Annotated in this window: 21 protein-coding genes; 7 read left to right on the top strand and 14 right to left on the bottom strand. The window is 33.7% G+C overall.

What is annotated here, in order from left to right:
- Positions 1-169: 169 nt before the first annotated feature.
- The 6 genes from cmk (at position 170) to ACODST_RS20495 (ending at position 8,526) form a co-directional block, all read left to right on the top strand.
- Positions 170-862, top strand: a complete 693-nt coding sequence (gene cmk, locus ACODST_RS20520; RefSeq protein ID WP_488933952.1) for a (d)CMP kinase — start codon at positions 170-172, stop codon at positions 860-862.
- 68 nt (positions 863-930) lie between these two features.
- Positions 931-2,307 carry a nucleoside permease gene (locus tag ACODST_RS20515; protein WP_488933951.1) on the top strand — a complete coding sequence of 459 codons (1,377 nt, stop codon included), beginning with the start codon at positions 931-933 and terminating at the stop codon, positions 2,305-2,307.
- Positions 2,308-2,543: 236 nt separating this feature from the next.
- Complete coding sequence (locus ACODST_RS20510; RefSeq protein ID WP_488933950.1) at positions 2,544-2,870, top strand: helix-turn-helix domain-containing protein; 327 nt, start codon at positions 2,544-2,546, stop codon at positions 2,868-2,870.
- A gap of 54 nt (positions 2,871-2,924) precedes the next feature.
- Positions 2,925-3,464 carry a hypothetical protein gene (locus ACODST_RS20505; protein WP_488933949.1) on the top strand — a complete coding sequence of 180 codons (540 nt, stop codon included), beginning with the start codon at positions 2,925-2,927 and terminating at the stop codon, positions 3,462-3,464.
- 341 nt (positions 3,465-3,805) lie between these two features.
- Positions 3,806-5,581 carry a 30S ribosomal protein S1 gene (rpsA, locus tag ACODST_RS20500; RefSeq protein WP_488933948.1) on the top strand — a complete coding sequence of 592 codons (1,776 nt, stop codon included), beginning with the start codon at positions 3,806-3,808 and terminating at the stop codon, positions 5,579-5,581.
- 140 nt (positions 5,582-5,721) lie between these two features.
- The gene (locus ACODST_RS20495) at positions 5,722-8,526 is read left to right on the top strand and encodes a DUF7619 domain-containing protein (protein ID WP_488933947.1); all 2,805 of its coding nucleotides are present in this window, start codon (positions 5,722-5,724) and stop codon (positions 8,524-8,526) included.
- Between the two features lie 80 nt (positions 8,527-8,606).
- On the opposite strand, the gene ACODST_RS20490 is transcribed toward ACODST_RS20495, so the two are convergent.
- The 4 genes from ACODST_RS20490 to ACODST_RS20475 form a co-directional block, all read right to left on the bottom strand.
- Positions 8,607-9,140, bottom strand: a complete 534-nt coding sequence (locus ACODST_RS20490) for an ExbD/TolR family protein (RefSeq protein WP_488933946.1) — start codon at positions 9,138-9,140, stop codon at positions 8,607-8,609.
- An 18-nt stretch (positions 9,141-9,158) separates the two neighbouring features.
- On the bottom strand, positions 9,159-9,584 hold the full coding sequence (locus tag ACODST_RS20485) for an ExbD/TolR family protein (RefSeq protein WP_488933945.1): 426 nt from the start codon (positions 9,582-9,584) through the stop codon (positions 9,159-9,161).
- 132 nt (positions 9,585-9,716) lie between these two features.
- A complete protein-coding gene (locus ACODST_RS20480) occupies positions 9,717-10,244 on the bottom strand; it encodes an ExbD/TolR family protein (RefSeq protein WP_488933944.1) in 528 nt (175 codons plus the stop codon).
- A gap of 26 nt (positions 10,245-10,270) precedes the next feature.
- Positions 10,271-10,804 (bottom strand): ExbD/TolR family protein, encoded by a 534-nt coding sequence (locus ACODST_RS20475; protein WP_488933943.1) that lies wholly within the window; start codon positions 10,802-10,804, stop codon positions 10,271-10,273.
- Between the two features lie 215 nt (positions 10,805-11,019).
- On the opposite strand from ACODST_RS20475, the gene ACODST_RS20470 reads away from it, so the two are divergent.
- On the top strand, positions 11,020-11,574 hold the full coding sequence (locus ACODST_RS20470; RefSeq protein WP_488933942.1) for a fasciclin domain-containing protein: 555 nt from the start codon (positions 11,020-11,022) through the stop codon (positions 11,572-11,574).
- Positions 11,575-11,604: 30 nt separating this feature from the next.
- Here the strand turns inward: ACODST_RS20470 and ACODST_RS20465 are convergent, their stop codons facing one another.
- The 10 genes from ACODST_RS20465 to ACODST_RS20420 all read right to left on the bottom strand — a co-directional run bounded on the left by ACODST_RS20465 (position 11,605) and on the right by ACODST_RS20420 (position 20,204).
- Positions 11,605-11,985, bottom strand: coding sequence for a hypothetical protein (locus ACODST_RS20465; protein ID WP_488933941.1), 381 nt, complete (start codon positions 11,983-11,985; stop codon positions 11,605-11,607).
- A 4-nt stretch (positions 11,986-11,989) separates the two neighbouring features.
- The gene (locus tag ACODST_RS20460) at positions 11,990-12,835 is read right to left on the bottom strand and encodes an EamA family transporter (RefSeq protein ID WP_488933940.1); all 846 of its coding nucleotides are present in this window, start codon (positions 12,833-12,835) and stop codon (positions 11,990-11,992) included.
- 60 nt (positions 12,836-12,895) lie between these two features.
- On the bottom strand, positions 12,896-13,039 hold the full coding sequence (locus tag ACODST_RS20455; RefSeq protein WP_488933939.1) for an SsrA-binding protein: 144 nt from the start codon (positions 13,037-13,039) through the stop codon (positions 12,896-12,898).
- 80 nt (positions 13,040-13,119) lie between these two features.
- On the bottom strand, positions 13,120-14,553 hold the full coding sequence (locus tag ACODST_RS20450; protein WP_488933938.1) for a serine hydrolase: 1,434 nt from the start codon (positions 14,551-14,553) through the stop codon (positions 13,120-13,122).
- A gap of 93 nt (positions 14,554-14,646) precedes the next feature.
- Positions 14,647-16,269 (bottom strand): M56 family metallopeptidase, encoded by a 1,623-nt coding sequence (locus tag ACODST_RS20445; protein ID WP_488933937.1) that lies wholly within the window; start codon positions 16,267-16,269, stop codon positions 14,647-14,649.
- A gap of 59 nt (positions 16,270-16,328) precedes the next feature.
- A complete protein-coding gene (locus ACODST_RS20440) occupies positions 16,329-16,460 on the bottom strand; it encodes a hypothetical protein (protein ID WP_488933936.1) in 132 nt (43 codons plus the stop codon).
- A 6-nt stretch (positions 16,461-16,466) separates the two neighbouring features.
- Positions 16,467-16,835 carry a BlaI/MecI/CopY family transcriptional regulator gene (locus ACODST_RS20435; protein ID WP_488933935.1) on the bottom strand — a complete coding sequence of 123 codons (369 nt, stop codon included), beginning with the start codon at positions 16,833-16,835 and terminating at the stop codon, positions 16,467-16,469.
- A gap of 7 nt (positions 16,836-16,842) precedes the next feature.
- Positions 16,843-18,441 carry a M56 family metallopeptidase gene (locus ACODST_RS20430; RefSeq protein WP_488933934.1) on the bottom strand — a complete coding sequence of 533 codons (1,599 nt, stop codon included), beginning with the start codon at positions 18,439-18,441 and terminating at the stop codon, positions 16,843-16,845.
- Positions 18,442-18,451: 10 nt separating this feature from the next.
- Positions 18,452-18,820, bottom strand: a complete 369-nt coding sequence (locus ACODST_RS20425) for a BlaI/MecI/CopY family transcriptional regulator (RefSeq protein ID WP_488933933.1) — start codon at positions 18,818-18,820, stop codon at positions 18,452-18,454.
- 166 nt (positions 18,821-18,986) lie between these two features.
- Positions 18,987-20,204, bottom strand: coding sequence for an MDR family MFS transporter (locus tag ACODST_RS20420; protein WP_488933976.1), 1,218 nt, complete (start codon positions 20,202-20,204; stop codon positions 18,987-18,989).
- Positions 20,205-20,226 lie beyond the last annotated feature (22 nt).

Below are 20,226 nucleotides of genomic sequence, written 5' to 3'. Positions count from 1 at the left end.
TTCTGGCCTCAGATCATTTTGTCTTTTGGTGAATAAAAGAAGAATTTACTGCTTTTTAATTATTTCTGCAAGTTCGGTATAAAAAGAAAGATGGTTACATTTGCAACAGGTATTCACTATTGGATAGTCACAAAAAGTATTTAAGAAAAAATAATAAAAACAATATAAATTGAAAAAAATAACAATTGCGATTGATGGTTTTTCATCAACCGGAAAAAGCACTTTAGCGAAACAGCTTGCCAAAGAACTTGAATATGTATACGTAGATACGGGAGCAATGTATCGTGCAGTAACTTATTTTGCGATGCAGAATACCTTTATCGGACCTGATTTTTTTGACAAAGAAGCTCTGATAGCGGCTTTACCAAAAATTCAGCTGGAGTTCAGGTTTAATGCTGATTTGGGTTTTGCTGAAATGTATCTGAACGGGGAGAATGTTGAAAAACAAATCAGGACAATTGAAGTTTCAAATTTTGTCAGTAAAGTGGCTGAAGTTTCAGAAGTACGAGCCAAACTGGTCGAACAACAGCAGGAAATGGGCGTTAATAAGGCGATAGTGATGGATGGAAGGGATATTGGAACGGTAGTTTTTCCTAATGCAGAACTTAAAATTTTTATGACAGCCAGCGCAGAAACCCGTGCACAGAGACGTTTTGACGAGCTGAAACAAAAAGGGAATGATGTTTCGTACGAAGAGGTTTTAAAAAACGTAGTTGAAAGAGATTATATTGATACACATCGCGAAGATTCACCCTTAATAATTGCGGAGGATGCCATAGAGATTGATAATTCTTACTTAAGCAGAGAGGAGCAGTTTGCTGCCGTTTTAGAATTAGTAAACGATGTTGTTAAAATAGATTAATTTTTTGTAGATATTATTTTTAATGCTAGTTTTACGACTTCATTTTTACTAAAAATACAATTCATCGTATGGGAATTAAAAACAGGTTAATCGTAATGAGCTTTCTTCAGTTTTTTGTTTGGGGAGCCTGGCTGATTACAATTGGAAATTATTGGTTTGGAACCAAAAATTGGGAAGGAACACAGTTTGGTTTGGTATTTGGAACCATGGGAATTGCTTCTTTATTCATGCCTACATTAACCGGAATTATTGCCGACAGATGGGTAAATGCTGAAAAATTATACGGAATTCTTCATATTGTGTACGCTGTAGTTTTGTTTGGAATTGCACAAGTAACAACTCCGGATAATTTTATTGTTGTAATGCTTTTGGCTATGTGCTGTTATATGCCGACAATTGCTTTAAGTAACTCTATATCTTATACTTCATTAAAATTAAATAATAAAAATATCGTAAAAGATTTTCCGCCAATTCGTGTTTGGGGAACCATTGGTTTTATTGTGGCTATGTGGATTACAAATTTAAGCGGGAGTAAAGCAACTGAATATCAGTTTTATATCGCAGGTGTTGGAGCTTTGATTTTAGGGATTTATGCTTTTACACTGCCTAAATGCAAGCCGCAGCGTTTGATTAAAGAAAATGCAACGTGGATTGAAACTTTAGGTTTAGAGTCTTTTAAATTGTTTGTGAACTACAAAATGGCTTTGTTTTTTGTTTTTTCTATGTTTTTAGGAGGAGCACTTCAGCTAACAAATGCTTATGGAGATGTGTTTTTGGATGAATTTAAACATTTTCCAAAATATGCAGATTCGTTTGTTATAAAATATTCGACCATTATCATGTCGATTTCTCAGGTTTCTGAGACGTTATTTATATTAGCAATTCCGTTTTTCTTAAGACGTTTTGGTATCAAACAAGTAATGCTGATCAGTATGCTGGCCTGGGTTCTGCGTTTTGGATTGTTTGCTTTTGGAGATCCGGTAAATGGTTTGTGGATGATTATTCTGTCTTGTATTGTATACGGAATGGCGTTTGATTTCTTTAATATTTCAGGTTCTTTATTTGTAGAAAGCAATACCGATTCTAAAATCCGTTCTTCGGCCCAAGGATTATTTATGATGATGACCAATGGAGTAGGAGCGGTTTTAGGTAGTTTAACTTCTGGATGGGCAATCGACCGTTTCTTTACAAAATCATTCGTTAATACAACTGAATTAGCAGGATTTTTACAAACAGACGCTTCAAATGAAAAGATGGTAGAATTTGTAAAAAGCCAAGGGAATTCAATTTCTTCTGATGGAATTTTTGCAAATCCGGTTTTAATGAAAGACTGGCATACTATCTGGCTTTCTTTTGCACTTTATGCTTTGGTAATTGCGATTGCTTTTGCTGTTTTATTTAAACACAAACATGATCCAAAAGAAATTGAGAATTTGAGTCATTAAGATTCCTAATCTTTGAAGTTAGGTTTTCAGGAAAAAACAGATCTAATAAAATAAAAAACACCACAAAAAGTTTCTAATTTTAGAAACTTTTTGTGGTGTTTTTGTTATACGAAAGTTTGATGAAATATTTTGAAACAAAATTTTTGGAAGAGGCTGATAAATTTTCCTTTAAGTGATATTGAAAGGGCAAAGAAAATAAAAGATAATTATTTTGAAAATAAATAAAGTTTGAAAGCATGGGAAAGAAAGAATTGAAATCATATTCGCTTTCAGAAATGAAAGATAAGTATATTGGTGAAATAGGAACTCCTGAAAGAGATCAATATGAGTACGAGCTTAGCATGGATTTATTAGGCAGAATGATTAAAACTGCCAGAAAGGAAAGGAATCTTACTCAGGAACAATTAGGAGAATTAATTGGTGTTAAAAAGGCTCAGATTTCTAAATTAGAAAGCAGCGCAAACAGTGCGACAATTGATACTGTAATTAAGGTTTTTAAAGCATTACAGGCTGAAATAAGTTTTAATGTGAAAATTGAGAATCAGAGTTTACAGGTTTCTTAGTTTAAGTATAGTTTTTAATGTTTAGATTTATAATTTGATGCCTGCTTTATTGATATGAAAAATAGTAAATCAATATTTCTAATTCTTTTATTTTTTGTTTTTAGTACTATGGATGCACATAAAGATCGGATTGAAGTTCCGCAACGGCTTATTTTTATTACGCAAAACAGTGAAGTAGTTCGTTTTGATTATAAGGATGTAAAATTAGAAAAATTCTGTCAGGATATTATCAATAAGAGAATAGTAATATCGGAAGTGCAATTATTTTACAAAACAGGGGAAATTGTAACTGTACAATCTAATGGGAATAACTGGACATTGTTTAAGATTGCTTTTAAAGACAAAAGTTTATATGTCCCTCAGGACAAATTAAAAAAGATTCCGGAAATTAATTTTTCGACTTTAAATTTATTTTGGTCTGGAGAAAGTAATGCATTTAATTCCCATTACTTATGTTTGAGATTTGATATAGGAACTCAAAGTTCATTTGGTGTTTTGCCAAATTTAGAGTTGCATTTTGAAAACCGTAAGTTTGCCAGAGCTGAAGTTTGGACACAAACGAGTGAGAATTCAAGACATGGAAAAGTTTTTTAGATTTTATTATACGTGCTTAACGAGTTGAGAGATATGGAGTTTGAGCTTGATTTAGAGAAGCTTTTGTTAAAAGAATAATTTTTTGGCAAAGCTTTTTTTGTTTAAATCGGTAGGGTCTTAAAAAGACATTATGTCTAAAACGAGTTAAAATCTTTTTCTTTTAAATAATTGGCTGGTAATCTTTAATTTATTTTGTAAGTTCAAATATTTGTAGTAATTTTGCAGACCTTTTGGCAAAGAAGAGTTTCCTTTAGGTATCAACTATTTATGTAAAACAACTTCTGTATTTTCTACTGCTTAATGAAACTCAAGAAAAACAGAATACAAATTTTTTTATCAGCATGTCTGAACAAACAAAATCACAAGAAGAGTTTTTAGCAAATTTTAACTGGCACAACTTCCAAGAAGGAATCGATGCAGTAGATGAGAAAAACTTACAAGAGTTTGAGGAACTAGTATCAAAAACTTTCATTGCTACAGATCAGGAAGAAGTAGTAGAAGGAGTTGTTGTTAGAATTACAGATAGAGACGTTATCGTTGATATCAATGCTAAATCTGAAGGTGTTATTTCTTTAAACGAATTTCGTTACAACCCAAATTTAAAAGTAGGTGACAAAGTAGAAGTATTAATCGACATCCGTGAGGATAAAACAGGTCAGTTAGTATTATCTCACAGAAAAGCACGTACTATCAAATCTTGGGATAGAGTTATTGCAGCAAATGAAACTGGAGAAATCGTTAACGGTTTTGTTAAATGCAGAACTAAAGGAGGTATGATTGTTGACGTATTCGGAATCGAAGCGTTCTTACCTGGATCTCAAATTGACGTTAAGCCAATCAGAGACTACGATGTATATGTAAACAAAATGATGGAATTCAAAGTGGTAAAAATCAACCACGAATTCAAAAACGTTGTTGTATCTCACAAAGCTCTTATCGAGGCTGATATTGAAGTACAGAAAAAAGAAATCATCGGTCAATTACAAAAAGGACAAGTATTAGAAGGTGTTGTTAAAAACATTACTTCTTATGGTGTGTTCATTGACTTAGGTGGTGTTGACGGATTAATTCACATTACTGACCTTTCTTGGAGCAGAATCAACCACCCAAGTGAAGTTCTTGAATTAGATCAAAAATTAAACGTTGTAATCCTTGATTTCGATGATGAGAAAACAAGAATTCAATTAGGATTGAAACAATTAAACGCTCACCCATGGGATGCTTTAGATGCTAACTTAACAATTGGTGATAAAGTAAAAGGTAAAGTAGTGGTAATCGCTGATTACGGTGCATTTATCGAAGTTGCTGAAGGTGTTGAAGGTTTAATCCACGTTTCTGAAATGTCATGGTCAACTCACTTACGTTCTGCTCAGGACTTTGTGAAAGTTGGAGATGTTGTTGAAGCAGTTATCTTAACTCTTGACAGAGAAGATCGTAAGATGTCATTAGGTATCAAACAATTGACTCAGGATCCATGGACTGACATTACTTCTAAATACCCAGTAGGTTCTAAACATACAGGTATCGTTAGAAACTTCACAAACTTTGGTATTTTCGTAGAATTAGAAGAAGGAATTGATGGATTAATCTACATTTCTGATCTTTCTTGGACTAAGAAAATTAAACACCCATCTGAGTTTGTAAACGTTGGTGAAAAACTTGATGTTGTAGTATTAGAATTAGATGTTGAAGGACGTAAATTATCTTTAGGTCACAAACAAACTACTGCTAATCCTTGGGATCAATACGAAGATTCTTTCGCTGTAGGAACTATCCACAACGGTGAGATTTCTGAAATCGTTGACAAAGGAGCTACTGTAGAATTCGGAGATGATATCGTTGCTTTCATTCCTACTCGTCACCTTGAAAAAGAAGACGGAAAGAAATTGAAAAAAGGTGATACTGCTGATTTCAAAGTTATTGAGTTCAACAAAGAATTCAAAAGAGTTGTAGCTTCTCACACTGCTATCTTCAGAGAAGAAGAAGAGAAAAATGTAAAAGCTGCTGCTGAAAATACTTCTGCTGCATCTACTAACGCACCAGCTGCGACTTTAGGTGACAACAACGACGTATTAGCTGCTCTTAAAGCTAAAATGGAAAAAACTGAGAAAAAATAATTCTCAAGTTTCCTGAAATAGAAAGTCTCACAGCAATGTGGGACTTTTTTTTTAGAATGTAAGTAAAACGTTTTGAAAATTTTAACAATTAAAGTTGTGTTATTCTGTTAAAAAGCTACTTTTGTTTAAAATTTCCAAATATGAAGAAACTCTACTTTTTAACTTTGGCTTTATGCTTTTTCACAGGGATGAATGCTCAAATAATTACTATTCCGGATGTTACATTTAAACAAACTTTGCTTAAGGCGGACACAACCAATGATATCGCTCAGGACGTTAATGGAAATCCAATCAAAATTGATTTAAATGACGACAAAGAAATTGAATTAAGCGAGGCTTTAAATGTATATAAACTTAATACCGACATGCCTGTTAGAGTAGGGATTATTCTAAGTTTGTCAGGAATTGAATATTTTACAAACTTAAAAGACTTAAACTGTTCGGGTTTTTATAATCAGACACTTGATCTGACCTTACTTAAAAATCTGGAAAAACTTACTTGTTCTGAAACTCATCAGATGAAATATTTGAAAATTTCAGGATTAACAAAATTAAAATATCTTGATACAAATCATTGTAATAATCTTTCTGCCGTTGATGTTTCCGGATTAACAGATTTGGAATATTTAGATTGCAGCAGATTGTCAATATCTTCTTTAGATTTATCAGGTCTGACAAAACTAGCAGAATTAAGATCTTACGGGACTATTATAACCAGTTTAGATTTTACCGGATTGGTGAATTTAAAAAAAGCGTACTGTTTCGAAAGCCGCCTTGCTTCATTAACTCTTGATAATTTAAACAAACTGGAATATTTAGATTGTCGCTTTAATGCCATAAAAACTTTAAACTTATCTGGTTTACCAAATTTAGAATATCTGGATTGCAGTTCAAATAGTTTGACCAGTCTGGATTTTACAGCTCTTACAAAAGTAAAAACGCTTCGATTTCTCTATAATAGTTTAACAAGTTTTGATGTTTCAAAGTGTCAAAATTTAGAATATTTAAACTGCAGCAGTAATTCGTTAAATAGTTTGACTATTTCAAATATGTCTAAACTCAAGACTTTAGTTTGTGAGGGTGATTCTTTTAAGCCTCAATTAAATAGCCTGACAGTTTCTCAATGTAATAGTTTAGCAGAAATATACTGTGGTAAAAACAAAATGGGAACTTTAACACTGGGTGTTTTGCCCGTGCTAAAAGTGTTAGATTGTGCTTTTAACACATCAATGACAACTCTTGATTTATCTGGTATTGAAAATTTAGAGTCATTAAATTATGAAAGAAGTGGTCTTTTGAATTTAGATGTAACTAAGATTCCACATCTCAAATCGCTCAATGGCTCCTCAGGTAAAATAGAGTTTCTGGATTTGTCTTCATTAAAGGAGCTTCAGAATTTAAGTCTTTATTATGTTGATTCTTTGCTCTATTTATTGCTGAAAAACGGAAAAGCATCATCTGGTTATTCGATAGGAGCACCTAATCTAAAATATTTATGTGTTGACGACGAGAATATTAAGTATTATCAGCAGCTTTTGGGTAATCCAAAAAATTGTGAAATAAATACCTATTGTAATTTTGTTCCGGGTAAAGCTTATTATATTATTAATGGAACAAACAGATATAATTTTGATAATAAAGAATGCTTGCCGAATAATTCAGTATTTTCAAATTTAAAGTATACAATTACGAACGGAACAAATTCGGGTAGTTTTTACTCTGCCAATAATTCGTCTTATGCAATCCCGGTTCAGGCAGGAGTAGTAACTATCAGACCAATTATAGAAAACCCAAATTATTTTACAGTTTCTCCAACATCAATAACTGTGAATTTTCCAGCAGAAACAAGTCCTTATACGCAGGATTTCTGTATTTCATCAAATGGAAATGAACCTGACTTAGAAATAGTTTTAATACCTACAGAAGCGGCGCGTCCGGGATTTGACGCAAAATACAAATTAGTATATAGAAATAAAGGTAACGTTACGCAGTCTGGTTCTATTAGTTTAATTTTTAATGACGATGTTTTAGATTTTAAAGATTCAAGCCAGGCGGTAGAAAGCCAAATAAGCAATGGTTTGTCCTGGAATTTTTCAAATTTACTTCCATTTGCTACTAAAGATATTGGTTTGACTTTTAAAGTAAACAAACCAACAGATCAACCAGCAGTTAATAATGGTGATATACTAAAATACAAAGCATTGATTACTTCTCAGGAGACCGATAAAACACCTTTAGATAATTCCTTTACTTTAAATCAAACAGTAGTTGGTTCCTATGATCCAAACGATAAAACATGTCTGGAAGGTGATGTCATTACTCCGGAGTTAATTGGTGAATATGTACATTATATGATCCGATTTGAAAATACGGGAACTTATCCGGCACAGAATATTGTGGTAAAAGATATGATTGATTTGACCAAATTCGATATTTCAACTTTGATTTCAACCAGTTCAAGTCATTCTTTTGTGACAAAAATTTCTGCAGAAAATAAAGTAGAATTCATTTTCGAAAATATTAATCTTCCTTTTGATGATGCCAATAACGACGGTTATATTGCTTTTAAAATCAAAACGAAACCAACACTTGTTACAGGAGATTCATTTACCAATGAAGCTAATATTTATTTTGATTACAATTACCCAATTTTAACGAATAAAGCAACATCTACTTTTAAGACATTAGGTACTAAAGATTTCGAATTTTCTAATTATTTCACGCTGTATCCTAATCCGGTACAGAATTCTTTAAAATTAGGCAGTTCTCAGAACATAGAAATAAAATCTATTGAAATTTACAATATTCTCGGGCAGTTAGTGATTGCTGTGCCAAATGCAAAATCAGTTTCAGATATAGATGTTTCTAAGCTCGCAGCTGGTAATTATTTGATTGTAATCAAATCAGATAAAGGCAGTTCCGGTGCTAAATTTATTAAGAGATAAGATTTAAATGTAAAAGTCCCATGACAATGTGGGACTTTTTTTTATGTTAGTCTTTAGAGATTTACATGCTTACAAATAGTTTAATTGAAAGCTAATAGTTGGGTTTCTTCCGGAGTAAAAGAATCAACGATGGAATAAGAGTTTATATTACAGATTTTTATCTCATCCAGAATCTCGACCAGATTTCCGTAGTTGGATTTTTTACCAGGTTTGATGATTACGGTTACGCCTCTTCCTGGTTTGCCAAGCTGCGCTGAATATTCCAGAACTTTTTTATTTTGTTCTAATAATTGTTTTCTGATGCCGGTTTTACCATACTTTACTTCTTTTGGCCCGTTAATAGGTGCAAAAATCAGCCCGCAATACGTTACAATTCTATTGTTACCGTCTAAAAGTATGGTCATAGTTCGATTTTCATCGGGATTAAAGCACCCGATATAACGGTATTCCTCAGCGGTACAGTTTGGTGCATGAAGTTCTATAGATTTAGGTTTTCTTAATTCAGCCACTACCATAAAAAATATAATCAGCAAAAAAGAAACACTGACCATAGCAGTTAAGTCAACTCCGGAGCGCAGTTTTTTGCTTCTTATTCTTTGCGGCAGATTTTTCATGTTTTTATTTTGACAGGATTAATTTAAAGCTAATAATTTTGATTCTTCAGGAGTAAATTCATTTACGATTACGTAATTCTTGATATTTGCAATTCTCAATTCTTCCAAAATATCCACTAAATTACCATAATTGCTTTTACCAGATGGTTTTATAAAAACAATTGGTCCATTATTTGGCTTGCCTAATGCAGTAGAATATTCCAGAATTTTTTGGTTAACAAGAGTAAGATCAGTATGAAACCCTGTTTGGCTATAATTTGTTTCTTTTGGTTTTTCTATCGGGCTCTCTAATAAACCGGCATATGTTATTATTTTATCATTATCACCCAAAAGAACAGTATAATAACGACTTCCGTCATAACACGCAATGCTGCGTATCCCACCACAGACAGGATCGCGATCCGGTAAACTTAGAGAGAGATTTTGGCTTTGATAATTCTCCAACCAGCATAAAAAACATAATCAACAGGAAAGAAACACTGACCATAGCAGTTAAATCAACTCCGGTACGCAGTTTTTTGCTTCGTACTTTTTGCGGCAGATTTTTCATGATTTTTATTTTAGACAGTTAAAGAATTAATTTGAAGCTAATAGCTTAGATTCTTCTGTTGTGAATTGATCTACAATCGCATAAGTATCGATATTCATAATTTTCATTTCATCCAAAATATCAATCAGGTTTTTAAAATTACTTTTCGAACTTGGTTTGATAATGACTATGACACCGCTTTTTGGTTTTCCAACCGATATCATATAATCATTTACTTCTTTCTTTTTCCTGGTGATTTCTTTATGAATTCCTTCTTTTCCAAACTGAACTTTTTTGGCAGTTCCGGAATCATATTCCAACAAACCGGAATAGGTAATGATTTTATCATTTTCATCCAATAAAATAGTGTACAAGCGATCTGCTTTCACACAGGCTATGCTGCCGCCGCAGCCACGATATCGGTCTGGCAGAGCAAAATCCATTGCTTTAGGTTTTGATAACTCCCCAACCAGCATAAAAAATATAATCAACAGGAAAGAAACACTGACCATAGCAGTTAAGTCAACTCCGGAGCGCAGTTTTTTACTTCGTACTTTTTGCGGTAGATTTTTCATGGTTTTTATTTTAGACAGTTAAAGAACTAATTTGAAGCTAATAGTTTGTATTCTTCAGGAGAAAAATCATTTACAATTGCATAAGTGTCGATTCCTGTAATGGCCATTTCATCCAGTATATCGATAAGATTCTTAAAGTTGCTTTCTTTACTGGGTTTGATTATTACAATTGGCCCAAATTTAGGTCTCCCTAGGGCAGCTGAATATTCCAGGATCTTTTTTTTCCTGTTTTCTAATTCCTGGCGGATTCCATTTTTACCATAACTTAGTTTTTTGGGCCCCTGCATAGGAGCAAACAAGAATCCTGAATACGTAATTACTTTGTTGTTTTTATCTAATAAAACGGTTATAGTGCGATCATGGTTTCCTAATCCGCAAATAATTACTCCTTCAGGCTGCTGATATTTTTCCGGCAGACTAAGATCCATTACTTTTGGTTTTGATAATTCACCCACGACCATAAAGAATATGATCATCAAAAAAGAAACACTGACCATGGCAGTTAAATCAACTCTTGAGTTTAATTTTTTACTTCTTACTTTTTGAGGTAAATTGTTCATAATAAAATATTTTATTTCTAAAAATAATAATAAAAAATGAATAAAATGAGTTTGGATGAGAAATATTTTCAGAAGTAATAAAGCCAGTTATATCGCGTTTTGCAGCGGATTTTTCGCATTCTTGAAGTTAAATTGGAACCCGTCCGGAACTTATTTTAAAAACCAAAACAGTTTTCTCTCCGTAAATGAAATTATAACTTAAAAAACATTTCATTATGAAAACTGGAAAATATTTATTGGCACTAGCTTTAGTTATGGCATTTGGTTTTACATCTTTTGCCCAAAAATCAGTAATGGTAGGCGGAGCACCTATGTACCCAAACAAGAATATAATTGAGAATGCTGTTAATTCAAAAGATCATACCACCCTTGTTGCTGCTGTAAAGGCCGCCGGACTGGTAGAAACTCTGCAGGGAAAAGGCCCCTTTACTGTTTTTGCACCAACCAATGCCGCTTTTGATAAACTGCCAAAAGGCACTGTTACAACTTTATTAAAACCGGAAAATAAAAAACAATTGCAAAACATTCTTACTTATCATGTCGTTTCAGGTAAAATGAATTCTGCGGATATTGCTGAAGCAATTAAGGCAGGGAAAGGAAAAGCAGTTCTTAAAACTGTAAGCGGAGGAACACTGACCGCATGGATGAAAGGAAAAGACTTGTATATAAGTGACGAGAATGGCAGCAAATCGAAAGTTACTATTGCCGATGTTAATCAGTCAAATGGTGTTATCCATGTTGTAGACACTGTTTTACTTCCTAAAAAATAAGATTTAAAAAATTGAAAAAGCCCGATAGATTTAATTACCGGGCTTTTTTAGTATTTTAAAGATGCTGCTTTTTGTAATATAACCTATGCAGAGCAGATCAATGATCCCTATAAAGATGAAATAATTCAATTCAAAATAACCTCCCGATATAAGTAGAAAGTACAGGTTTAAACCCGTTAAGAAAAAGATTAAACCATATTTGATCTGATCTTTACTTTCTAACAGGTTTCGGGTAAAAAAAGAAAAAAGCAGGCTGTAGATCAATACTATGATATGAAATCCAATTACTAAAATAGATAACAGCACCAAACCTCTGACGTTGATAGATAAGAACAGCAGAATATACAATATCCATATTAGAACTGCTAAAAAACAGATGGTATTAATAACTTTAATAAAATCTGTTTTCATAGGATTACTTTTTAGCCGTTACGGTACTTCCTGCCGATGCAGCTACCACACAGAAAACGGCAAGTATTTCGTAAATCGTTAAATTTTCCTGTAAAAAAATAAAAGCACAGACAGAAGCTGCAGCCGGCTCTAAACTCATTAAAATACTAAAAGTACGGGGAGGTAACTGTCCTAATGCTTTCATCTCTAAAGTAAAGGGAATTGCGCTAGATAAAAGGGCGAGTGCGGCTCCCATTCCGAATAGTTTAGGTGTTAAATTTGAAAATCCGTTTTCGATTATGCCAACAGGTAAAATTAAGACGGCCGCAAACAACATTCCCACCGAAACGGCCTGACCGCCGTTCATTATTTTCGAAATTTTCCCACCCAAAACGATATACGCTGCCCAAAGCGCTCCTGCCAGGAGAGCAAAAATAACCCCTAAAGTATCCAGACGGTCGTTGGTCCAGGGAGCAATTAAGAGTATGCCAATAGCAGCCAGTAAAACCCAGCAGTAATCAATAAGACGTTTTGAACCTATAATGGCTACCAGCAGCGGACCGACAAATTCTAAAGTCACTGCTAAACCAATCGGAATTCTTTCAATAGCCAGATAAAATATGAGGTTCATAGCTCCTAAAGACAATCCGTAAGGAACCACAATTCTCCATTGTGCTTTTGTTATGTTTTTTAAACTGGGTTTATACACCAGCCATAAGAGTAAAGCTGAAATTCCTATACGAATAGAGGCTGTACCAGCGGCTCCAATTGAAGGAAAAAGTGTCTTGGCAATAGCAGCTCCGCACTGTACACTAATAATTGCCAGCAATACTGCCGGAACAGGAGGGAGGTTGATTTTTTTAGTTTGCATGAAAAAATAATGCAGGAAAGAAAATGAAGAATGTGTTTTTGTGCAAAAAAGTTTTTGATTTTAATTACCCAGAGCACGTTTGGTCACAAAAGCACGATAACCAATGATGGCCAATTGCCATTTTTTTGCTTTTGAAACATCTAAACCTTGTTTGGTAAAACTTGGTAAAAGAATCTTGTTTAGGCGGGCTAAAATTTTATACATAACTGATTTGTTTCGCCAAAGATATAAAAAAGACTTTGCATTTCTTAACAAAGTCTTTTTGTGAGTGTTGCCTCCTGTATTTAAAACTTTAAGATTAAGTTATTATCACCATCAGTTTCCCTGTTTATAACATTTTCAGGAGCCTCAATCCAGCCTGATTTATTAATTACGAACTTGAAAAAGTGACTTTTGTTTTTTTCGAATTTTGATTTTGGAACTGTGAGTTCAAATGTGTTTTTAGTTTTCCGGATCATCTGATACTCTTTATTATTTGGGTCCCAATTATCAAAAGAACCTGCGATAGATACACTTTTGACCAGATCCTGATTTAATGATTTATCGTGTTCATAGCTGAAAACAACATTGTCATTGATTATTTTATAACCATAAATACCGGTTTGCTTTTTATTCTCGCTAAGCAGATCATTAGAAAGCCTGATAATGGCTTCTCCCAAAGTATTAGCCGTATTTTCATCACTGATATTTACAATAATGGAAAGTCCCAATTGTCGTTCCGGATAAATCACCAGCATATTTTGAGTTCCAAAAGCACCACCGTGTTTCCAGCAGTTTTGACCATTTTCATCAACCTCAATATAATCCCAGAAATATCCGTTCCATGTTGTGGGGCTGTTTAAAAGATTTTTTTGCGATTCCCGGACAATTTTATTCTTAGTATTTAACTCATAAGCAATAAATTTAGTCAAATCACCTAAAGTAGATTTTAACATACCTGCCGCACCCCATAAATTATCCGAAATATTTGGCATTAGAATTCCTTTTGCGTTGTAACCATTTGCAATAATGATATCCGGGCTCAGGTTTATTCCGGTTGATTTCATATTCAGTTTGGAAAGCAGGTTCTCTTGCAATAACGTTTCATAACTCTTATTATAAACATTCTCCAGAATATGGGCTGTTAAATTAAGACTTCCGTTACTGTATTTGAATTTTGTACAGGGCAGAGTATCTAATCGTATTGTTTTAAGGTCTTCAAAGAATTTGGTTCGGTTATAAGATTCATCCATTCTTTTAAAGGCCAGATAACTGCTGTCATTGCGATTTTTTCTTAATTCTGCGTTGTCCGGCAGATCTTTATCAAAACCGGTTCTAAACGATACCAGATCTTTAATCGTAATTGGAGTTCCTTTATACTCAAGATTAGGATAAGTGCCGGTAATGTATTTTCTAATATCATCATCAGGATTAATTTTTCCCTCAGTAACGGCCTGAGCTGTCAAAAGTCCCGTAAATAGTTTTGTAATCGAAGCGACTTCAAAAACAGTGTTATTACTGGCAGTATTCTCTTTTCCTTTGTCGATTTCGCCATAATGACGTGTATAGGTTTTTCCATTTTTAACAACGCCAACAGAAACGGAATTGGCTTTTGATTTCTGCATTAGAATAGAAGCCGTTTTGTCCATCGCAATAAAAATATCTTTTTCGACTGTTTTTTTCTGGGCAGTAACAAGCAGGTTAAAATTCAAAAAAAGAATTAAAATAATTTTCTTCATATTTTGAGTTTTTGTGGTTTTGAATAAAGTTCTAAACAAAAAGAACCAGTGTTCAAAAACGCTGGTTCTTTGTTTGTTACAATTGAATTATAATTAAGCTTTTTTATTTTCTTTTTCCCAGGCTTTCATATCTTTCTCATGCTGTTTCATGTCTTTTTCATGCTGTTTCATATCTTTTGCATGTTGTTTCATATCTTTCGCATGCTGTTTCATATCCAGCTCATACTGCTTCATGTCCTGTTCATATTGTTTCATGTTGTTCTGATATTCCTGAGAATCATCTCCGAATTTGAATTGAAAATCATAATTGAACTTTTCCATATTAGCATTAAACTTCTCCATTGCAATTTCGTATTTAGCCATCTCTTTTTCATAAATAGCTTCTCTCTGTGACATAATGGCTTCAATTTGTTTTTCGTAAGCCTTCATTTGCGGTTCTAAAGCTTCCATTTCTTTTTCGAATGCCTTCATTTCTTTTTCAAACTTACTCATTGCAACTTTATCCTTTACATCTTTAGGAGCAACAGGAGGTTTTGGCATTTTTGCCATGTCAATTGGCGGAGCAGGAGGCAGTGGTCCTGATGGAAAGGCTGGCGGCGATGGTGGTGACGGCGGAGTTACATCAGAATCTCCGTAATGACGCACTATAACTTTTTCATTTTTAATCATTACCGGTACAGAAAAATTTTCGTCTGTATTGATATTTAAAGATTTTTCTCCATCTTCATCTGTCGAAACAGCAAACTCACAGTCTTTTATTGCTTCATTTCCGTCAATTTTAATAGTTTGTTTTTTGCCCGAATCAGATTTTACTCTGATCTGAATAGCGGTTAATTCTTTTTTAGTGTTTCTTTTTACGTCTGAGATTTCAATTTCAAGATTATGATTGGCTTTCAGCTGCGCTGTCATTTCTTTCAATTCTTCATCGGTTGTGTTTTTGGTTATTTTAAAAGACTCATCAGAACCTTTAATGGTATCTTTTGAAATAACGGTATTCTTATTTTGTTTTTTTTCCTGTGCTATTGTTTCTATCTGAAATAAAAGTACAAAAGCTCCCAATGCCGGAATTATGGCTGAATACTTCCAGTAGTTCCATTTTTTTGATTGATTTTTGTTTAACATGACGATTCGTTTTTTGATTAATGATTGATAAAAATGATTGGTGATGGACACACAGGTTTCGTGTGTTGTTATTTTCAGAAGGGTGTACTGATACGCTTTTTTATCAGCAATTTTTTTGGCAGCTTCACTGTCTGCAATAAATTCCAGATTCTGAAGAATCGCTTTTTTGTAAAGCCATATAATGGGATTAAACCAAAAGAGGATACAGAAAATTCGGGAAACAATTACATCTATGGTATGATTCTGGTCGCTGTGTACTTTTTCATGTTCGAGGATGTTTTCTAATTCTGATGCGCTGTACATTGATGAGTTGTACACGATATAATCAAAATAAGAAAAAGGAGCGATGTTTTCCTTAATATCCACAAACTTAAAGTCAGCCTGCTGATCTACTTTTTTCCCTTTTAAAACAGAATTCAGGCTATAAAAATCGATAGCGAATTTTAGCATAAAAGCAGAAAATCCAATACCATAAATAACAAGCGAAACTAAATTCCAGTCAATTTCAAACTTTTTTTCTTCCGGTGCCTGAGGAGTATATACAGCAGGAACGTAATGGTAATCAGCTGATGCAGGCAATGGTGTATAACTCACCGGAGCCGGATCAATCCATATGATTTTGGTATATACAACAAGCGGAAGTATAACCGAAGTTAATAATCCTGCCAGCAGGAACCACCTGCTGCTGTTAAAAAAGTTTCTTTTCGAAGCAGAAAAAAATAAGCAAAATAAAACAAGGTAATTAAACCGCCTGATTTTATGATAAAAGTAAAAAGTGCCTCCATAACGTGTTATTTTTCTTCTGTTGGGTTCTCAATCATGGCCAGAATTTCGCGTAATTCCTCTGCTGAAATTTTTTCTTCTTTAGCAAAAAACGATACCATATTTTTATACGAACTATTGAAATAATTATCAATAGCCGTTTTCATATATTTTTTACTGTATGCCTCAAGAGTCACAACCGGATAATACTGATGTGTATTTCCAAAGGCATTATGACCTGCAAAGCCTTTTTCTTCCAGATTTCGTACTATAGTCGACAGCGTATTATAATGCGGCTGATCTTCGGTTATTTCAGCCTGAATTTCTTTTACAAAAGCTTTTTTAAGCTTCCATAAAATATGCATGATCTCTTCCTCTTTGTTGGTTAGTTTCTGCATTTTGTTTTTAATTTCGGGTTTCAATTTCAATCACGCCGTTGGCACCGCGATCACCGTATTTAGTAATAGCATTTACACCTTTGAAGATGTTAATTGCTTTGATATCCTTAGCATCAATGTCATTATAATCAAAACTGGCCGGCATCTCTTCACCGTTAACTATAATAAGCTGAGACCCTGTTTTTACCGGTTTTTTTTCTGTTTTATCTGAAGTGTAAACAGTAACTTTAGAACCGTTATTGGTTGTAATTACTTGTGTATTAGTATTATTATCAGTAGTAGTGGTTACTACAGTATTAGTATTAGTATTAACGTTAGTTTTTGTACTAACATCAGGATTATTGCTGACATTGGTTTTGTTTTTTAATTTTTTACTGATTACGATCTTAGGTTCACGGGCAGTTTGAGAAGCAGTTACTTCATCGAAAGTGCGAATGCCCACTTCTTTACTGTCGTCTTTATTAGTGGTAACGATTACTCCAAAATCTTTGATAGGATTGTTTTCTCCTGTTTGAAAAGACTGGGCAATCTGGTTTCCATTTTTAATGTCAACTTTAAGCGAAACAAGATTATTATCGGTATTTCTTTTTACTTCAGAAACTTCAAAATCAACATTATGATATTTTTTTAGATTTTCCTTAATTTCTTTCAGTTTGGCATCTGTGGAACTTTTACTGATTCTGTAAACATCTACAGACTTAATTTCTCCAGATACTTCTTTTACTGTCTGCGGCTTTTCTTTTGCTATTATTTCGATCTGAAATAATAAAACAAAGGCTGCAAGTGCCGGAATTACAGTATAGTACTTCCATGAATTTCTCTTTTTTGATTGATTTTTGTTTAACATGACAATTCGTTTTTTGATTAATGATTGATAAAAATGATTGGTAATGGCAACACAGTTTTCATGTGTTGTTATTTTTAAAAGTGTGTATTGATAGGCTTTTTTATCAGCTATTTTATTAGCAGCTTCCTTATCTGCAATAAATTCTAAATTTTGCGTAATAGCTTTGCGGTAAAGCCAGATTAACGGATTAAACCAGAACAGCATACAAAATGCACGGGAAATAAGAACATCAACGGTGTGGTTCTGATCGCTGTGTACTTTTTCATGTTCGATAATATTTTCGAGTTCCAATGGCGTATACATTGATGAGTTGTATACGATATACTCGAAATAGGAGAAAGGAGCGATCTTTTCAGTGGTATCTATAAATTTGAAATCGGCCTGCTGATAAATCTTTTTCCCTTTTATGACTGAGTTCAGATTGTAAAAATCCAGAACAAATTTTATAAGAAGCACAAAAAGTCCAAGACCATAAACAATAAGCAAAACATACAACCAGTTGATTTCGAAATTCTCGTTTCCTGCAGACTGATTGAGAATGGTATCAGATACATTCAGATTTGGAATTGGATCAGGATTAACAGTCACTATTCTGGTATATACCATAAAAGGCAGCAGAAGGGAAGTGAATAAACCAGCTAACAAAAACCACCTGTTACTGTTGAAAAAAGTTTCTTTACGAAGTAAAAAATAGTAAGCACTATAGAATAATGCAATTAAGCCGGTTGATTTTGCGATATAAATAAGTAGTGCTTCCATATTTTGATTACTATTTTTCTTTTTTAGGATTTTCGATCATAGCCAGAATTTCCCGTAATTCATCGGCCGATATTTTTTCTTCTTTAGCAAAAAAGGATACCAGGTTTTTATAAGAGCTGTTAAAGTAATTATCTATAGCTGTTTTCATGTACTTTTTGCTGTAAGCTTCAAGAGTGATCACCGGATAATACTGATGTGTATTCCCAAAAGCGTTATGACCCACAAAACCTTTTTCTTCCAGATTTCGCACTATAGTCGAAAGAGTATTATAATGCGGCTGGTCTTCAGTTATCTCTGCCTGGATTTCTTTTACAAAGGCCTTTTTAAGCTTCCATAAAATCTGCATTATTTCTTCTTCTTTGTTTGTTAACTTTTGCATGTTTTCTAATTTTAATTCAAACCTACAACTATTTTTTTAGTTACGCAACTATAAAAATAGTTATTTAACTAAAAATTTAGTTTTTTAGAAGGTTGAAAACACAGAAAAGCGATTCGGAATCAAAGTTAATGATTTGAATTATAGTAAATTACGTGGATTTGTTTTTTTATTTGTTTTTTTCGAAAGACAGCGCTTTTTTAATCCAAAGACAGCATAAGGTAGCCAGAATTCCAATTCCTGCCATAAAGAGCCAGTTAATCTGGTAACCAAAATCGGAGATAATTTCGAAACCTACTTTGGAACTTATAATATGAGCAAGGCTGAAACTCATGGTATACAAAGCCATGTATCGACCTTCCTGACCACGAGGGGCACGGCTTAAGGCAAAAGCATTAGAAAAAGGAAAGGTGAGGATCTCGCCAATTGAAATACAAATCATGCTTACCGCCAGAATTCCTGCCCACACATTTATAAGTAAAAGAATAAAACTAAATGCCATTATAAAAGAACCGATAATGATGATTCTAATCTTTGGGAACCCTTTTCTTTCCATAAAACCAACTGTTGGCATTTCTAAAGCAAAAATCAAAAGTCCGTTAAGAGTCATTAAAAGCCCCGTTTGAAATTCACTTAAACCAAACTTTTCGTTATGGTATAAAGGAAGAGTAGTAAACAGCTGAAAGAAAATCATGGCTGTTATAAAACTTACAAAAAGGAAAACCCAGAAGATTTTATCGTGAAAAACAGATTTCACATCAGGCGCATTTTCTGTTTTATCTCCGTGATCTGTTTTTTTCTTTTCTTTAACCAATAAAGCAAAAATAGAAATCGAAAGAATACAGGAAGCTCCGTCTACCCAAAATAATCCGGAATATCCCATTCCCATAATAATTAAACCTCCTAAAGCGGGTCCGGCTGCAAACCCCAGGTTTACGGCAAGTCTCACAAGGGTTAAAGCACGGGTTCTGTTTTCTGGTTTTGCATAGGCACCTAATGAAACGAACATAGCGGGACGAAACATATCGGCTATCGTCATCAGGACAAACATAGCGATGCATAATCCCCAGAAAGTAGTGATATATTGTACCAGAAACATTGAAATTCCCGTAGTAAACAAACTAAAGATCATGATTTTATAAAAGCCAATCTTATCCGAAAGCTTTCCGCCCAGCCAGGAACCCAGCATTGAGCCAAAACCAAATGACACCATAATCCATCCAACCTGGCTGTACGTAAACTGAAGATCTTCTTTCAAATATTTCGATAAAAAAGGCAGTACCATAGTACCGGCGCGATTTATGAACGTAATTAAGGTCAGTATCCAAATTTCTCTTGTAAATCCTTTAAAATTGTTGATGTAGTGGTTAAAAGCGGTTTTGAGCATTATCATTTTTGTATTTGCCACA

It is taken from the genome of Flavobacterium sp. FG19 (genome assembly GCF_057809475.1).
The sequence above is the reverse complement of the archived record's forward strand: the minus strand, read 5'-3'. Positions and strand labels throughout refer to the sequence as shown.

What these genes read in the sequence shown, in the direction of transcription:
- ACODST_RS20470 (WP_488933942.1), top strand. Translation starts at nt 11,020, where the DNA reads ATGAAAACTGGAAAATATTTATTGGCACTAGCTTTAGTTATGGCATTT.
- ACODST_RS20505 (WP_488933949.1), top strand. Translation starts at nt 2,925, where the DNA reads ATGAAAAATAGTAAATCAATATTTCTAATTCTTTTATTTTTTGTTTTT.
- ACODST_RS20440 (WP_488933936.1), bottom strand. Translation starts at nt 16,460, where the DNA reads ATGGAGGCACTTTTTACTTTTATCATAAAATCAGGCGGTTTAATTACC.
- ACODST_RS20480 (WP_488933944.1), bottom strand. Translation starts at nt 10,244, where the DNA reads ATGAAAAATCTACCGCAAAAAGTACGAAGTAAAAAACTGCGCTCCGGA.
- rpsA (WP_488933948.1), top strand. Translation starts at nt 3,806, where the DNA reads ATGTCTGAACAAACAAAATCACAAGAAGAGTTTTTAGCAAATTTTAAC.
- ACODST_RS20475 (WP_488933943.1), bottom strand. Translation starts at nt 10,804, where the DNA reads ATGAACAATTTACCTCAAAAAGTAAGAAGTAAAAAATTAAACTCAAGA.
- ACODST_RS20460 (WP_488933940.1), bottom strand. Translation starts at nt 12,835, where the DNA reads ATGCAAACTAAAAAAATCAACCTCCCTCCTGTTCCGGCAGTATTGCTG.
- ACODST_RS20495 (WP_488933947.1), top strand. Translation starts at nt 5,722, where the DNA reads ATGAAGAAACTCTACTTTTTAACTTTGGCTTTATGCTTTTTCACAGGG.
- ACODST_RS20450 (WP_488933938.1), bottom strand. Translation starts at nt 14,553, where the DNA reads ATGAAGAAAATTATTTTAATTCTTTTTTTGAATTTTAACCTGCTTGTT.
- ACODST_RS20430 (WP_488933934.1), bottom strand. Translation starts at nt 18,441, where the DNA reads ATGGAAGCACTACTTATTTATATCGCAAAATCAACCGGCTTAATTGCA.
- ACODST_RS20510 (WP_488933950.1), top strand. Translation starts at nt 2,544, where the DNA reads ATGGGAAAGAAAGAATTGAAATCATATTCGCTTTCAGAAATGAAAGAT.
- ACODST_RS20465 (WP_488933941.1), bottom strand. Translation starts at nt 11,985, where the DNA reads ATGAAAACAGATTTTATTAAAGTTATTAATACCATCTGTTTTTTAGCA.
- ACODST_RS20455 (WP_488933939.1), bottom strand. Translation starts at nt 13,039, where the DNA reads ATGTATAAAATTTTAGCCCGCCTAAACAAGATTCTTTTACCAAGTTTT.
- ACODST_RS20425 (WP_488933933.1), bottom strand. Translation starts at nt 18,820, where the DNA reads ATGCAAAAGTTAACAAACAAAGAAGAAGAAATAATGCAGATTTTATGG.
- ACODST_RS20490 (WP_488933946.1), bottom strand. Translation starts at nt 9,140, where the DNA reads ATGAAAAATCTGCCGCAAAGAATAAGAAGCAAAAAACTGCGCTCCGGA.
- ACODST_RS20515 (WP_488933951.1), top strand. Translation starts at nt 931, where the DNA reads ATGGGAATTAAAAACAGGTTAATCGTAATGAGCTTTCTTCAGTTTTTT.
- ACODST_RS20420 (WP_488933976.1), bottom strand. Translation starts at nt 20,204, where the DNA reads ATGCTCAAAACCGCTTTTAACCACTACATCAACAATTTTAAAGGATTT.
- ACODST_RS20435 (WP_488933935.1), bottom strand. Translation starts at nt 16,835, where the DNA reads ATGCAGAAACTAACCAACAAAGAGGAAGAGATCATGCATATTTTATGG.